At 64.2% G+C, this 14257-nt stretch carries 15 protein-coding genes; 3 read left to right on the top strand and 12 right to left on the bottom strand.

Annotated features, from left to right (window positions below):
• Positions 1-157: 157 nt before the first annotated feature.
• From hscA to B9Z01_RS02190, 8 genes are all read right to left on the bottom strand, one after another.
• Positions 158-2029, bottom strand: coding sequence for a Fe-S protein assembly chaperone HscA (hscA, locus tag B9Z01_RS02155; protein WP_085481148.1), 1872 nt, complete (start codon positions 2027-2029; stop codon positions 158-160).
• Between the two features lie 230 nt (positions 2030-2259).
• On the bottom strand, positions 2260-2787 hold the full coding sequence (gene hscB, locus B9Z01_RS02160) for a Fe-S protein assembly co-chaperone HscB (RefSeq protein ID WP_085480610.1): 528 nt from the start codon (positions 2785-2787) through the stop codon (positions 2260-2262).
• Between the two features lie 160 nt (positions 2788-2947).
• On the bottom strand, positions 2948-3271 hold the full coding sequence (gene iscA, locus B9Z01_RS02165) for an iron-sulfur cluster assembly protein IscA (protein ID WP_085480611.1): 324 nt from the start codon (positions 3269-3271) through the stop codon (positions 2948-2950).
• Between the two features lie 134 nt (positions 3272-3405).
• Positions 3406-3816, bottom strand: a complete 411-nt coding sequence (iscU, locus tag B9Z01_RS02170) for a Fe-S cluster assembly scaffold IscU (protein WP_085480612.1) — start codon at positions 3814-3816, stop codon at positions 3406-3408.
• 70 nt (positions 3817-3886) lie between these two features.
• Positions 3887-5110, bottom strand: coding sequence for an IscS subfamily cysteine desulfurase (locus B9Z01_RS02175; protein ID WP_085480613.1), 1224 nt, complete (start codon positions 5108-5110; stop codon positions 3887-3889).
• A gap of 84 nt (positions 5111-5194) precedes the next feature.
• The gene (gene iscR / locus B9Z01_RS02180; RefSeq protein ID WP_085480614.1) at positions 5195-5725 is read right to left on the bottom strand and encodes a Fe-S cluster assembly transcriptional regulator IscR; all 531 of its coding nucleotides are present in this window, start codon (positions 5723-5725) and stop codon (positions 5195-5197) included.
• Between the two features lie 166 nt (positions 5726-5891).
• A complete protein-coding gene (locus B9Z01_RS02185; protein ID WP_085480615.1) occupies positions 5892-6389 on the bottom strand; it encodes a low molecular weight protein-tyrosine-phosphatase in 498 nt (165 codons plus the stop codon).
• 161 nt (positions 6390-6550) lie between these two features.
• Complete coding sequence (locus B9Z01_RS02190) at positions 6551-6790, bottom strand: hypothetical protein (protein WP_085480616.1); 240 nt, start codon at positions 6788-6790, stop codon at positions 6551-6553.
• A 276-nt stretch (positions 6791-7066) separates the two neighbouring features.
• Here B9Z01_RS02190 and B9Z01_RS02195 point away from each other — a divergent pair, with 276 nt between their 5' ends.
• Complete coding sequence (locus B9Z01_RS02195) at positions 7067-7582, top strand: hypothetical protein (protein ID WP_085480617.1); 516 nt, start codon at positions 7067-7069, stop codon at positions 7580-7582.
• 233 nt (positions 7583-7815) lie between these two features.
• Here the strand turns inward: B9Z01_RS02195 and B9Z01_RS02200 are convergent, their stop codons facing one another.
• Positions 7816-9051, bottom strand: a complete 1236-nt coding sequence (locus B9Z01_RS02200; RefSeq protein ID WP_085480618.1) for an NADH:flavin oxidoreductase/NADH oxidase family protein — start codon at positions 9049-9051, stop codon at positions 7816-7818.
• Between the two features lie 68 nt (positions 9052-9119).
• On the opposite strand from B9Z01_RS02200, the gene B9Z01_RS02205 reads away from it, so the two are divergent.
• Positions 9120-9584, top strand: a complete 465-nt coding sequence (locus tag B9Z01_RS02205) for a MerR family transcriptional regulator (RefSeq protein ID WP_085480619.1) — start codon at positions 9120-9122, stop codon at positions 9582-9584.
• 24 nt (positions 9585-9608) lie between these two features.
• Here B9Z01_RS02205 and B9Z01_RS02210 read toward each other — a convergent pair whose 3' ends face one another.
• Entirely contained in the window at positions 9609-11024 is a 1416-nt protein-coding gene (locus tag B9Z01_RS02210; RefSeq protein ID WP_085480620.1) for a lactate utilization protein B, read from the bottom strand.
• Between the two features lie 182 nt (positions 11025-11206).
• A complete protein-coding gene (locus B9Z01_RS02215; RefSeq protein WP_085480621.1) occupies positions 11207-11932 on the bottom strand; it encodes a (Fe-S)-binding protein in 726 nt (241 codons plus the stop codon).
• Positions 11933-12110: 178 nt separating this feature from the next.
• Here B9Z01_RS02215 and B9Z01_RS02220 point away from each other — a divergent pair, with 178 nt between their 5' ends.
• A complete protein-coding gene (locus tag B9Z01_RS02220) occupies positions 12111-12923 on the top strand; it encodes an IclR family transcriptional regulator (RefSeq protein ID WP_085480622.1) in 813 nt (270 codons plus the stop codon).
• A gap of 137 nt (positions 12924-13060) precedes the next feature.
• Here B9Z01_RS02220 and pbpG read toward each other — a convergent pair whose 3' ends face one another.
• Positions 13061-14254 (bottom strand): D-alanyl-D-alanine endopeptidase, encoded by a 1194-nt coding sequence (gene pbpG / locus B9Z01_RS02225; RefSeq protein ID WP_085480623.1) that lies wholly within the window; start codon positions 14252-14254, stop codon positions 13061-13063.
• Positions 14255-14257: the final 3 nt, after the last annotated feature.

Consider the following 14257-nt stretch of genomic DNA (forward strand, 5'->3'; position numbering starts at 1 on the left):
AAGTCCGTGAGACGCGCTCCGCTTGTTCCAAAGATAGTTCCACGGATCGTTCCGCAAGGGTTCGCAGGCGCGGTACGCAGCGCACGTAACGCACGTGCGCGTACGCACGGCGGGCTTGCCCGCCCGCCTGACGCCGCCGCCCTGCCCCCGCGCTCGCTCAGATCTCGTCGAGCTTGCGGCCCGACAATGCGCGGCGAATGCCCTTGTTCATACGGCGTGCCGCGAATTCGTCGGTGCCTTCGGCAAGCGCCTTCGTTGCCGCTTCGATCGCGCCGGCGTCGTCGCTTTGCGCGATGTTGCGCAGCGCGGCGAGCAGCGTGTCGAGCGCCGCGCGTTCACTGTCGTCGAGCAGTTCGGCGTCGGCGGCAAGTGCCGCGTCGGTTGCCTCGACAAGACGCTGCGCTTCGACCTGCGCCTCGCGCAATGCGCGCGCGCGCATGTCGACTTCAGCGGTCGAGAAGCTCTCTTCGAGCATGCGAGCGATGTCGTCATCGGCGAGACCGTAGGACGGCTTGACCACGACCGACGCTTCCACGCCCGAGCCCTGCTCGCGCGCGAACACGGACAGGAGGCCATCCGCATCGACCTGATAGGTCACGCGGATACGCGCCGCGCCCGCGGCCATCGGCGGAATGCCGCGCAGCTCGAAGCGCGCGAGCGAGCGGCAGTCGCTCACGAGTTCGCGCTCGCCTTGCACGACGTGAATCGCCATCGCCGTCTGGCCGTCCTTGAACGTCGTGAAATCCTGCGCGCGCGCCACCGGAATGGTCGAGTTGCGTGGAATGATCTTTTCGGTAAGGCCGCCCATCGTCTCGACGCCGAGCGACAGGGGAATCACGTCGAGCAGCAGCCAGTCGTCGCCGTCCGCGCCGCGATTGCCCGCGAGCAGATCGGCCTGGATCGCCGCGCCGAGCGCGACGACCTGATCCGGGTCGAGGTTGACGAGCGGCGGCTGGCCGAAGAACGCTTCGACCGCGCGGCGGATCACCGGCATGCGCGTCGCACCGCCGACCAGCACGACGCCCTTGACCTCTTTCGTCGTGACCTTCGCGTCGCGCAGCGCCTTTTTCGTCGGACCGAACGTGCGCTGAACCAGCTCCTGCGTGATGGTCTCGAACGTCGCTTCGTCGATCGTCAGAGCGAGCGCCGTGCCGTTCGAGAGCGTCGCCTCGAGTGTGGCTTGCGGCGCGCCCGAGAGCGCCTCCTTGGCGTCGCGCACGCTGTCGAGCAGCAGACGCACGTCTTGCGGCGCGAGCGTTTGCGGCGCGATACCCGCCTGCGCGAGCACATGGCGATAGAGTGCGTGATCGAAATCGTCGCCGCCGAGCGCGGAATCGCCGCCTGCCGCCAGCACTTCGAACACGCCTTTCGTGAGCTTGAGGATCGACAGGTCGAACGTGCCGCCGCCGAGGTCATATACGGCGTAGAGGCCTTCTGAACCATTGTCGAGACCGTAGGCGATCGCGGCCGCCGTCGGTTCGTTCAACAGACGCAGCACGTTCAGACCGGCGAGATGCGCGGCGTCTTTCGTGGCCTGGCGCTGCGCTTCGTCGAAATACGCGGGCACCGTGATGACCGCGCCGACCAGTTCGTCGCCGAGCGTATCTTCGGCGCGCTGGCGCAGCGTCGCGAGAATTTCAGCCGATACCTCGACCGGGCTTTTCACGCCGTCGACGGTGCGGATCTGCACCATGCCGGGCGCGTCGATGAAGTCGTACGGCGCGTTTTCGGCGCCTTCCACTTCCGCCTTGCCGCGGCCCATGAAGCGCTTGACCGAGACGATCGTGTTGCGCGGATCGCTCGCCGCCTCGGACTTCGCCGTGCGGCCAATGCGGCGGCCACCCTTTTCGAGGTAGCGCACCACCGAGGGCAACAGCGCGTGTCCGTCTTCGTCAGGCAGCACGTCGGGCACGCCGCTGCGCACGGCGGCAACGAGGGAGTTGGTGGTGCCGAGATCGATACCGACCGCGAGACGCCGCTGATGGGGCGCCGGCGCCATGCCGGGTTCGGAGATTTGCAGTAGGGCCATCTGGATCTTCACGGGGACGCTGTGCCCCGTCCTGAATTTTCGCGTTGCTGGGGTGTGATGCCGCGGCTCGCGGCCGCTCTGGTTTTTTGCTGCTTACCGTTGCTGCTTGCCTTTGCTGCTTACTGTTGCTGCCCGCCGTTGCCACTTGGTGTCGTTGCTTGCTGGCGCCGCGCTCCTGCCTGTGCCGCGCTCTTGCGCGATCCCGCAGCGCGCGTCGCGCAAAAGCCGCGCTACCCTTCGAGCCGCTCGATCTGCGCACCGATTTCCGACGCGACGCGCTCGATGAACATCAACTGCCGCACCGCTTCGCCCGCCGCCTGATTCGCGCCGCTGTCGAGCGATGCGCCGAGCTTGTCGAAGCGCCGGCGCTCTTCGTCACGCAGTTCGGCGAGCAGCGCTTCGAGCGCGTCGACGTTCTTCGCCGCGGCTGCATCTTCGATACTCTCGCGCCACTCCATCTGCTGCATCAGGAACGCGGGCTCCATCGCGGTGTTGTTCTCCGCGCCAACGTCGATGCCGCGCAGCGACAGCAGATAGGTCGCGCGCCTGAGCGGATCGCGCAGCGTCTGATACGCCTCGTTCGCGCGCGTCGCCCATTGCATCGCGATGCGCTTTTGCGCGTCACCGGCCGCCGCAAAGCGGTCCGGATGCACCTGCGCCTGCACGGTGCGATACGCGTGATCGAGCACGCTCGCGTCGAGCGCGAATTGCGCGGGCAGGTCGAAGAGATCGAAGTGGCTGTCGTTGAGCGAGGCCATCGGATTAAAAGTCAGTTGATGAAAACGCACCGAAGTGCAGTCTCGAAGTGCGGTCTAAAAACGCGGTCTGGAAGTGCCGGACGGTTTGCATTGCCCGCGGATCAAACTAAAAAGGCGGCCCGCGCCGCCTTTGATCCGCTGCACGCGGAAACCATCGAATCTACACGCGGAACGACTCGCCGCAACCGCATTCGTCCTTCACGTTCGGGTTGTTGAACTTGAATCCTTCGTTCAGCCCTTCGCGTGCGAAGTCGAGTTCGGTGCCGTCGATGTAGGCGAGGCTCTTCGGGTCCACGACGACCTTCACGCCGCTCGTCTCGAACACCTGATCTTCGGGCGCGACTTCGTCCACGTACTCGAGCTTGTAGGCGAGGCCCGAGCAACCGGTGGTGCGCACGCCGACGCGCAGCCCGATGCCTTTACCGCGACGGGTCAGATACTTCTGGACGTGCTGTGCTGCCTTTTCGGTCAACGTAATTGCCATAGTGTTTCTCAATTGCGCAGTGCGTGCGCGGCGCGCGCGATCGTGCCGCACTGATCGCGTGCTTGCCGCGCGCTTACCGGTTACTCAATGAGTCGGTGACTCACCAATCAGTGAGTAACCGAATCAAGCGCGACTCAAGCGGCCTTGTCGTCTTCGACAACCGCTTCGCCGTGGCGCTGCTTGTAGTCGGCGACCGCGGCCTTGATCGCGTCTTCCGCGAGGATCGAGCAGTGGATCTTCACCGGCGGCAGCGCCAGTTCTTCGGCGATCTGCGTGTTCTTGATCGACATCGCCTGATCGAGCGTCTTGCCCTTCACCCATTCGGTGACGAGCGAGCTCGACGCGATCGCCGAACCGCAGCCATACGTCTTGAACTTCGCGTCTTCGATGATGCCGTCCGCGCCGACGCGGATCTGCAGCTTCATCACGTCGCCGCAGGCCGGCGCGCCGACCATGCCGGTACCAACCGTGTCGTCGTCCTTCGCAAAGGAACCGACGTTGCGCGGGTTTTCGTAGTGGTCGAGGACCTTGTCGCTATAAGCCATGATTACACTCCTTGATTCGTTTCAACCTGCAATCCGATGAACCGGGTATCCGTATCGTCCAGATGGCGCGTTAGTGCGCGGCCCACTGGATCGTCGAAATATCGATCCCGTCCTTGTGCATTTCCCATAGCGGCGACAGATCGCGCAGCTTGGAAATCTTGGTCTTCAGCAGGTTGATCACGTAGTCGACATCCTGCTCGGTCGTAAAGCGACCCACCGTGAAGCGGATCGAGCTGTGCGCGAGTTCGTCGTTGCGTCCGAGCGCACGCAGCACGTACGACGGCTCCAGCGAAGCCGACGTGCACGCCGAGCCCGACGACACCGCCACATCCTTCACCGCCATGATCAGCGATTCGCCTTCGACAAAATTGAAGCTGATGTTCAGGTTGTGCGGCACACGCTTTTCCATGTCGCCGTTCACATACACTTCTTCGATTTCCGACAAGCCGTTGAGCAACCGGTCGCGCAGCATGCGGATGCGCTCATTTTCGGTCGCCATCTCTTCACGCGCGATACGGAACGCTTCGCCCATGCCGACGATCTGGTGCGTGGCGAGCGTGCCCGAACGCATGCCGCGCTCGTGGCCGCCGCCGTGCATCTGCGCTTCGATGCGCACGCGCGGCTTGCGGCGCACGTAGAGCGCGCCGATGCCCTTCGGGCCGTACGTCTTGTGCGCGGAGAACGACATCAGATCGACCTTGAGCTTCTGCAGATCGATCACGACCTTGCCGGTGGCCTGCGCCGCGTCGACGTGGAAAATGATGCCCTTCTCACGCGTGATTTCGCCGATCGCCTCGATGTCCTGAATCACGCCGATCTCGTTGTTCACCGACATCACCGACACCAGAATCGTGTCCGGGCGCAGCGCGGCCTTGAATGCGTCGAGGTCGATCAGGCCGTCGTCCTTCACGTCCAGATACGTGACTTCGAAGCCTTCGCGCTCGAGTTCGCGGCAGGTGTCGAGCACGGCCTTGTGCTCGGTCTTGACCGTGATGATGTGCTTGCCCTTGCTTTTGTAGAAGTGCGCGGCACCCTTCAACGCCAGGTTGTCCGACTCCGTCGCGCCCGAGGTCCAGATGATTTCGCGGGGATCGGCGTTCACGAGCGCGGCGACCTGCTCGCGCGCTTCCTCGACCGCACGCTCCGCGTCCCAGCCATACGAGTGGCTGCGCGATGCGGGGTTGCCGAACTGCTCGCGCAGGTACGGAATCATCTTGTCCACGACGCGCGGATCGATCGGCGTCGTGGCGCTGTAGTCCATGTAAATGGGCAGATGGAGAGAGTCGTTATTCATCAATTGCTCCGGGGACGTCATGTGCTCTGGCTTCTGGGTTCTCTATGGGGCTGCGGCGGGTGTTGTCTATTTGATGCCGCGCCTTCAGGAACCAGCCATGTTGAAAACGGAATTGGGGCCCTTCGGCGCCACGCGCACGGGTTCGACCGCTGGCGCGTCGCCGCGCCTGTCGCGCAGCACCGTCGGCACGCCTTCGCGCGAGCGCTGCTGGTCGACCAGATCTTTCAGCGAAACCGAATCGAGGTATTCGACCATTTTCTGGTTCAGCGTCGACCACAGCTCATGCGTCATGCAGTGGCCATCGTGCTGCTTGGTGCCTTCGCACGTGCCCTTGCCGCCGCACTGGGTGGCGTCGAGCGGTTCGTCGACCGCGATGATGATGTCGGCTACCGTCACGTCTTCGGCACGGCGCGCCAGATTGTAGCCACCGCCCGGCCCGCGCACGGACTCGACGATTTCGTGACGGCGCAGCTTGCCAAACAGCTGCTCGAGATAAGACAGGGAGATATGTTGGCGCTGGCTGATACCCGCAAGCGTCACCGGGCCCTGCTCCTGGCGCAGTGCCAGGTCGATCATCGCCGTGACGGCGAAACGGCCTTTCGTGGTGAGTCTCATATGATGTGGGAACCACAATTCTCGACAAGTTTGGTCAAGTATAAATACATGAGCGATTTAGTCAAGTATGACCGGTGGAATTTGTGCCATTTGCTTAATTGAGCGCCCGCGCCTGGGTGGTCTTATCGCTTTTTGCGCCGAAGTTCGCGGCGCGTGCCGACCCCATCTACCCGGGCAGTTGCGCACGCAACACGTCGATCAGGCCCCGGCACGCCGCCTCGCACTGATCGAGCACCTGCTCGAAGCCTTCGGCACCGCCAAAATACGGATCGGCAACTTCCCGTGTCCCGTCCCAGCGGCGGTCGATCTCCGGCACGAATTCCATCAGCAGCCGGATCCTGTCGCGTTGCGCGGGCGGGCAAAGCCGGCGCAGCTCGGCGACGTTGCGCTCGTCCATTGCAATCAGCAGATCGAAACGCTCGAAGTCCGCCACCGTGATCTGGCGGCCGCGCAACGCGGCCAGCTCATAGCCACGCTGCCGTGCCGCAAGCTGCGCGCGTTCGTCGGGCGGCGCACCGATGTGCCAGTCACCGGTGCCGGCGGAATCGATCAGGATGCGATCCGCGAGTTTCGCCTCGTCGACGAGGTGACGCATCACGCCCTCCGCCGTCGGCGAACGGCAGATATTCCCCAGACACACGAAACACACGGACACAGTTTTCATCAGGAGCTTTCCAGGCGCCGCAGCGCCGCGCGTGGAATCGGCAGCGGTTGGCGAACCGCGCCGCGATTATACAAATCTCGACGGAATCGCGCCGGACGTGATACAGCCGCGCAAGCGCGCTCGCCTACCCCTGCAGACTCGCGGCGCCTCACCGGATCGGCTTACGACGCCTCGGGCAGCGGCATTGCCGAGGCAGCCCGCATGGGCTTGGCCGGTAATGCCGATGCGTCGTCGATCATTCCGTACGAAACCGCACGCGCGAGTTCGGCGGTCAGGTGATTGGCGTCGAGCGGAGACTGCGAGGCGCGCGAAACGGCACTGCTGCCAATATGCAAACAGGCGGCCGCTGCGAGCATCACAACGATGGCGAGGGGCCAGTACACCGATATTGTCTTTTTCATGATGTCGTTTTCCGATTGAGAGGCACACGAGCTTGTGACCTACTATGCCCAGTCCAAATGTTATAGAAATTCTCAATCGGGAAAAACCGGGCGGAACGAGATAGATCGTTGCTCGAAATAGAACAGTGAACTGGCCGCTCTTTCCCAGCACAACCACAGGCGCTGGCACGAAAAAGAAATCCTTACAAACGCATACAAAGCTTGTGGGACGGACGGCGATAATAGTGGTCTCATTCTTACATCAGCATTTCTTTGCACTTGCATCCGACTAAACCAATGAAACGTCTCGCACCTCTCGCTGGCCTCGTGGCCGGCGCCCTGCTCGGCGGCTGCGCGGTCTATCCCGACGGCACGCCGATGTACAGCAACGGCTATGGCGGCTATGAAAGCTATGACGGCTATGCGCCGGGCGTGGCGGTCGTCCCGCAAACGAACGTCTACATGGGATACAGCAATGACCCCGGCCCGGGGTACTACAACGGACCGGGACGCTATTACGGTCCGGGGCCCGGCTATCGTGGCTATCCGGATCGCGACCGGCCGAACGACAACGGCGGGAACCACGGCGATCATGGCAACCGCGGCGGCAACGGTGGCGGCCCCGGACCGCACGGCGGGCCTCCGCCCCAAGGCGCGGTGGCTGGACCGCACGGGCCGGGGGGATCGAGTGGCCCGCGCCCGGGCGCGGGCGGTCCACCGCCCGCGCAACAAGCCGGCAACGGCGGCGGACGCGGCAACACGTGGGGGAGAACCGCTCCCGCCCGCCAGCCGGGACAGATGACCGAACACTGAGAACCGGGCGGCGGCGCGCGTTCACGTGCGCCGCCTGCCTCGACGGTTGCGCAACTACGCAACCGTCAAACAGACCTCTACGCTTCCAACACCGTCCGCCCGGCGCGATATCGTGCTGGTGGATCGAGCGCATGAAATCCGGCCATAAAAAGCGGATCGCGTCTGCTACGCCCACCATTTTCCGGCGGCCGCAGCCTTGCCCTTTCACCCTCTCCCCCTCGCACGGCCACGCTTCAACTATGAGCGCTCCGCCATTGGCGATACCGGGCGGCCAGCTTTCGTGTGCGCATCTGATCGACGACAAGGCTGTACACGGGCGAATAGCAACGCCTAGGGCGGCGTCCGGCGGCGATGGCGCGTAGCCGGCGCTTGACGAGCGCCATCGTCGCGAGCCCCGCCGCGGCCTTGTCCCGCCATCCGACGGCGACGATAGGCGCGTCGATCGATTGGCCGTCAAGCCAGCGTCGCGGCAGATCGGGCACCGACGCGAGCGCGGTGGCCATGCCAACGACCGCTACCCCTTCGCGAACCACGGATTCCGCGACTGCCTGCCGGCGAATGCCGCCCGTCGTCATGACGGGCATGCGCGCGAGCGCGGCAATCTCGCGTGCGAACGTCAGGAAATAGGCTTCGCGGGCGAGTGTGCGACCGTCCGCGGTGCGCCCCTGCATGGCCGGGCTTTCGTAGCTTCCGCCCGACAGCTCGACCAGGTCGATGGCCTCTTCATTGAGCCACAGCACGATCTGCTTTGCGTCGTCCTCGGAAAAGCCGCCACGCTGAAAGTCGGCGGAGTTGATCTTGACCGCGACACCGAATGCCGCACCGACGCGCTCGCGCACCGCGCGTACGACCGACAGGAGCAGCCTTGCACGGTTTTCGAGCGAACCGCCCCATTCGTCATCGCGCCGGTTGGTCAACGGCGACAGAAACTGCGATATCAGATAGCCGTGCGCGGCGTGGATCTCGACGCCGTCGAACCCAGCCGCCTGGGCCGCCGCGGCCGTCTCGGCGAAGCGTTCGATGACCTCGCGGATCTCATCGACCGTCATCGCGCGCGGCTGCGCGAACAGCTTGCTGTGCCGGCCGAGATCGAGCGGAACCGCGGACGGCGCCCACGCATCGCGCCCCAGCGCCGCAATGACCTGCCGGCCGGGATGGTTGATCTGCATCCACGCCTGGGCGCCATGTCGCCGTGCTTCCTGCGCCCACCACCGGAAGGGTTCGAGGAGTGTGTCGCGCTCCAGCACGACACCGCCCGGGCCGGTCAAGGCGCGCCGGTCGATCATCACGTTTCCCGTAATCAGCAAGCCCGCGCCGCCGGCTCCCCACGCCGCGTAGAGACGCCAGAGCGCTGGCCCCGGCAACTGGCCGGCATCGGCGAGGTTCTCTTCCATTGCAGCTTTGGCGATGCGGTTCGGCAGGACGCTGCCGTTGGGCAGGGTCAGCGGAGCAAATAGCGGCGTTGCCATCGGACAACCTTTGGGTCTCGGGAAATGTGCCTATACTAAGTTTCAAGTTCACTTGAAGGTCAAGCAAAATGAAGATCGGGGAACTGGCTGCGCGCCTGGGCATGGCTGCTTCGGCGATTCGCTTCTATGAGCAGAGCGGCTTGCTGCCGGCGGCTACGCGCGGCGCGAACGGCTACCGGGTCTACGACGCAACGGCCGAAGAACGGCTGAGGCAGATCCAGCTGGCGCAGCGGCTCGGTTTCACGCTGGACGAAATACGCACGGCGATCAAGGAAATGGGCGATTTTTCGAAGGATGGGCTGCTCGGCCGGATCGATCAGAGACTGCACGAAATCGATACGCTTCGCGCGCGACTCGACGAGCAACGCGCGGCGCTGCTCGGGGTGCGTGACGCGCTTCAGGCGGAATGGGCAGCCGGGCGTTGCTTCAAGGTGGATCAGTTCGAGGTGCGGCAGTGCGTTGCCCGGGAAGAGGATGCGCACACGGGTGAGGCACCGGGGCGCAAACAGCCACCGGTCCGCACACGGGCGTGAACGCCGCCTGCAAGGCTTGCGCGGTCAGCCAATATGACTGCGCTGCGCCGCATACAACTCCCTGAACGTACGCCCCGCCGGTGCCGGCATATCGCGCGTGTCGGTCCAGCCCGCGCCGCCGAGCGGCAGTTTGGCGATCGAACGCTTGCGTCCACCCATGCGCTCGAGCACGCGCACAGCCAGTTTGGTGACGAGCGCATAAACATCGGGATGCAGCGCCAGCCAGCCCCAGAGAGCCAACCCCGTGCGCTCCTTCCACGGCCGAAGATGCCGCTCCACCTGTTTCTCGCGCAATTTGCGCAACAGGTCGGAGAGCGGAATGCCGACCGGACACACGCTATTGCATTCGCCGCACAGCGTCGCGGCTTGCGGCAAATCGAGCGCCTTGTCGAGGCCGACGTAGCTCGGTGTCAATACCGAGCCCATCGGTCCCGGATAAACCCATCCATACGCGTGGCCCCCAACCTTCTGATAAACCGGGCAATGGTTCATGCACGCACCGCAGCGGATGCAGCGAAGCATCTCCTGGAAGTCGCCGCCGATGAGCCCCGTGCGTCCGCCGTCGACGAGCACCACGTACATATGCTCCGGCCCGTCCTGGTCGCCTTCGCCGCGCGGCCCGGTCAGCATCGAAAAATAGTTCGACGTGGCCTGTCCAGTCGCCGAGCGCGGCAGCAAACGCATCGCCGTCGCGAGGTCTTCCAGCGTCGGCAGCACCTTTTCGATACCGGTGACGGCCACGTGCACGCGCGGCATCACCGTGCACATACCCTCGTTGCCCTCGTTCGTGACCACGACGACGGAGCCCGTTTCCGCGACGATGAAGTTGCCGCCCGTCACGCCCATGTCCGCGCTCATGAAATGCGGACGCAGCATCTCGCGCGCCTCGCGCGTCATCTCGGGAATTTCGGTCAAACGCGGCCGGCCGTGAGTCTTCGCGAACAGATCGGCGATCTCGTCCTTATCCTTATGGACGACCGGCGCGATGATGTGGCTCGGCGGCTCGTTGTCGTTGATCTGCAGGATGTATTCGCCGAGATCGGTTTCGATCGACTGCACGCCCATCTGCCCGAGTACTTCGTTCAGGCGCATTTCCTCGGTGACCATCGACTTGGTCTTGATCACTTTCTTCACGTCGTGCTTGCGCGCGATATCGCCGACGAGCCGCGCGGCCTCCTGCGTCGTCTCGGCGAACAGCACCGTCACGCCGCGCCGGGCGGCCTCGCGCTCGAAAGTTTCCAGCCACACGTCGAGATTCTCGAGCGCGCGATTGCGGCGCTCCTTGAGCGCGGCGCGCGTGGCGGGAAAGTCGATTGCGGTCATCGCACTGGCGCGCGCCGACACGAACTTGGTGGACAGCTTGGTCAGGTTCTGCTGCAAGCGCTGGTCGGCGAGTTTCTGACCAGCGCGAGCCTTGAACTGCATCGATTGAACTTGCATGGCAGCCTTGGACGGAATCGGAGCAAAGCGCACGCCTCAAACAGGCGCGAGAAAAAGATGAACGAAGAATGAACGGGAAACGGGCGAGCGACAAAAGGCTGATAGCGGGCCGATAGCGGAAAGCGGCGCATCGCAAGCGGCGGACCGGCTCCTCACACACGCGACGAGCCGCTACCGGCGTGTCATCGCACGTCGCCGGCCAGCACCTGTGCGATGTGCAGCACGCGCGTAGCCGAGTCGCCACTGCGCCGTAGCCTGCCTTCGATATTGAGCATGCAGCCGAGGTCGCCGAGCACCACCGTGCCCGCGCCGCTCGCGGCGATATTCGCGCATTTTTCGTCGACGATCGCGGTCGAGATATCGCCGTACTTGACCGCGAAGGTGCCGCCAAAGCCACAGCAATGCTCGCAATCTTTCATCTCGGTCACCGCGACGCCCACCTGGGCGAGCAATTCGCGCGGCTGCGTCTTGACGCCGAGTTCGCGCAAGCCGGAACAGGAATCGTGATAGGTCACCTGCCCCGCGAATTCGCCCGGCTGCAATTGCACCTTGGCCACGTTGACGAGGAAATCGGTCAGCTCGAACACCTTGGCCCGCAGCCGGCCGAAACGGTTCATCAGTTCGGGATCGTCGGCGAACAGGTCGCCGTAGTGCGCGCGAATCATGCCGCCGCACGAGCCCGACGGCACCACCACGTAGTCGAACTGTTCGAATTCGCGCAGGGTTTTCTCGGCCAGATCGCGCGCGAGGCGGCGCTCGCCCGAGTTATACGCGGGCTGGCCGCAGCAGGTTTGCGCGGGGGGCACCACCACCTCGAAACCGGCTCCTTCGATCAGCTTGATGACCGAAAAACCGATTTCGGGGCGCATCAGGTCGATCAGGCAGGTGACGAACAATCCGACTCGCATGAGCCCTCCTTTGGGGAAACGTCCCTGATTATCCGCTGTTTGCCGCGCAATACCAACGGCCGGAAGGCATAGGACGCTGCTCGCGCTGGATTGGAAGAGCCCTTCGAAGCGCGTTCGCTTTTTTCACAATACGAGATACAATCAGTTTTCGCTGTTTGACGCATCCACCGATTCTCATATGAGCGATACGAACCCGGATCCCAAAACGTCGATCCAGGTGATCGAACGCATGATGCGCCTGCTCGATGCACTGGCGGCACATAGCGACCCGGTCAGCCTGAAAGAACTCGCCATCCGTACGGAGCTGCATCCGTCCACCGCGCACCGCATCCTGAACGACATGGTGATGTGCCGCCTCGTCGACCGTTCGGATCCCGGCACCTACCGTCTCGGCATGCGCCTGCTCGAACTGGGCAATCTGGTGAAGGCGCGCCTGTCGGTGCGCGACGCGGCGCTCACGCCGATGCGCGAACTGCACCGCCAGACCGGGCAAACCGTCAACCTGTCGGTGCGTCAGGGCGACGAGATCGTCTATATCGAACGTGCGTATTCGGAACGCTCCGGCATGCAGGTGGTGCGAGCGATCGGCGGACGCGCGCCGCTACACCTAACCTCGGTCGGCAAGCTGTTCCTCGCCGCCGACGAGGCGACCCGCGTGCGCGCCTACGCCACGCGCACTGGCCTCTCTGGCCACACGCAGAACAGCATCACCGATCTGGCGAAACTCGAGCGCGAGTTGTCGCATGTACGCCAGCAGGCCTGCGCCCGCGACAACGAGGAACTGGAGCTCGGCGTGCGCTGTATCGCAGCTGGCATCTACGACGATACGGGCAAGCTCGTCGCCGGCCTGTCGCTGTCGGCGCCGGCGGATCGTCTGCAGGACTCGTGGCTCGGGCAATTGAGCCAGACTGCGCTGATGATTTCGGAATCACTCGGCTATCGGCCGCAAGTGCAGCAGAATCATTCACACTCGCACGGCCAGCATACGTAACGACGTAGCCGCGCTGCCCGTCGCGCAGCTCCCGGCGCTACGAAAAAAGCCTCGCATTCGCGAGGCTTTTTCTTTGCGGCTTGCTTCGAACGGCGGCCGCAGCCGGTCCGAAAACCGGCTACAGCGACCGGTCAGGCTCAGGTGCCCGAGCCACCCGCGTCGGCGCTGGTGATACGCTGCTGGTCGCCGCCGTTATCGAGCCACGTGCGCAGGCGCGTCGCGTCCGCGAAACGCGAGTACTTGCCCGACGAATCGAGCAGCACCATCACCATCGGGCGGCCATGAATGGTCGCCTGCATCACCAGACACTCACCCGCTTCGTTGATGAAACCGGTCTTCTGCAGACCGATGTCCCACGTCGGGTTGCGCACCAGCGCGTTGGTGCTGTTGTACGCGAGCGTGCGCTTGCCGGTGTACACCTCATAGCTGTGATCGGTCGAGAACCTGCGGATCAGCGGATACTGATACGCCGCGTTGACCATCTTCACGAGATCGCGCGCGCTCGACACGTTCATGCTCGTCAGGCCCGTCGGGTTTTCGAAGTGCGTGTCGGTCATGCCGAGCTGCTTCGCCTTCGCGTTCATCGCCGCGAGGAACGCCGGACGCCCACCCGGGTAGTAGCGCGACAGCGCCGCCGCCGCGCGGTTTTCCGACGCCATCAGCGCGATGTGCAGCATGTCTTCACGCGAGAGCACCGAGCCCACCGACAGACGCGAGCCGGTGTTCTTTTCGTAATCGCGGTCTTCGTCGGTGACTTCGATCTGCTCGGTCATCGGCGCCTTCGAATCGAGCACGACCATCGCCGTCATCAGCTTGGTGATCGACGCGATCGGCACCACGGCGCGCGAGTTCTTGTCGAACAGCGGCTCGCCGCTATTCTGATCGATCACGTACGCGACGCTCGAGCGCAGCATCAGCGCGTCCGGCGTCTCGTGCAGACCGAAAGCCTGGCCGACCGTAGGCGGACGCGGCTCGTACGCGATGCGGCGCACGGCCGAATGGTGACGGCCCTTCGCCGTGAACGTCACGCGCTTGCGCGTGACGCCGGCGCGCGGCGCTTCGTCCTCGGCGGCGGCCTTCACGGCCGCACCCTTGCCAGCCTTGACTGAACGGCTCGACACCTTCGCCGCGGCGGCCGGGGCCGGTTTTTTGGCAGCTTTGGAAGTCTTGGCGTGTTTGGAAGTTTTTGCGGGTGCAGCAGGCGTAGCTGCAAAAGTGCTGACAGGCGTAGCAAGCGCCGCTGCGACGGCCAGGGAGACGGCCACCGACAGAGCGGTGCTGCGTGCCGCGCCGTGGATCACTTTTAGCGACGAAAACATGTCGGTTTTCATGGG

Source organism: Paraburkholderia susongensis (genome assembly GCF_900177725.1).
Classification (GTDB): Bacteria; Pseudomonadota; Gammaproteobacteria; order Burkholderiales; family Burkholderiaceae; genus Paraburkholderia; species Paraburkholderia susongensis.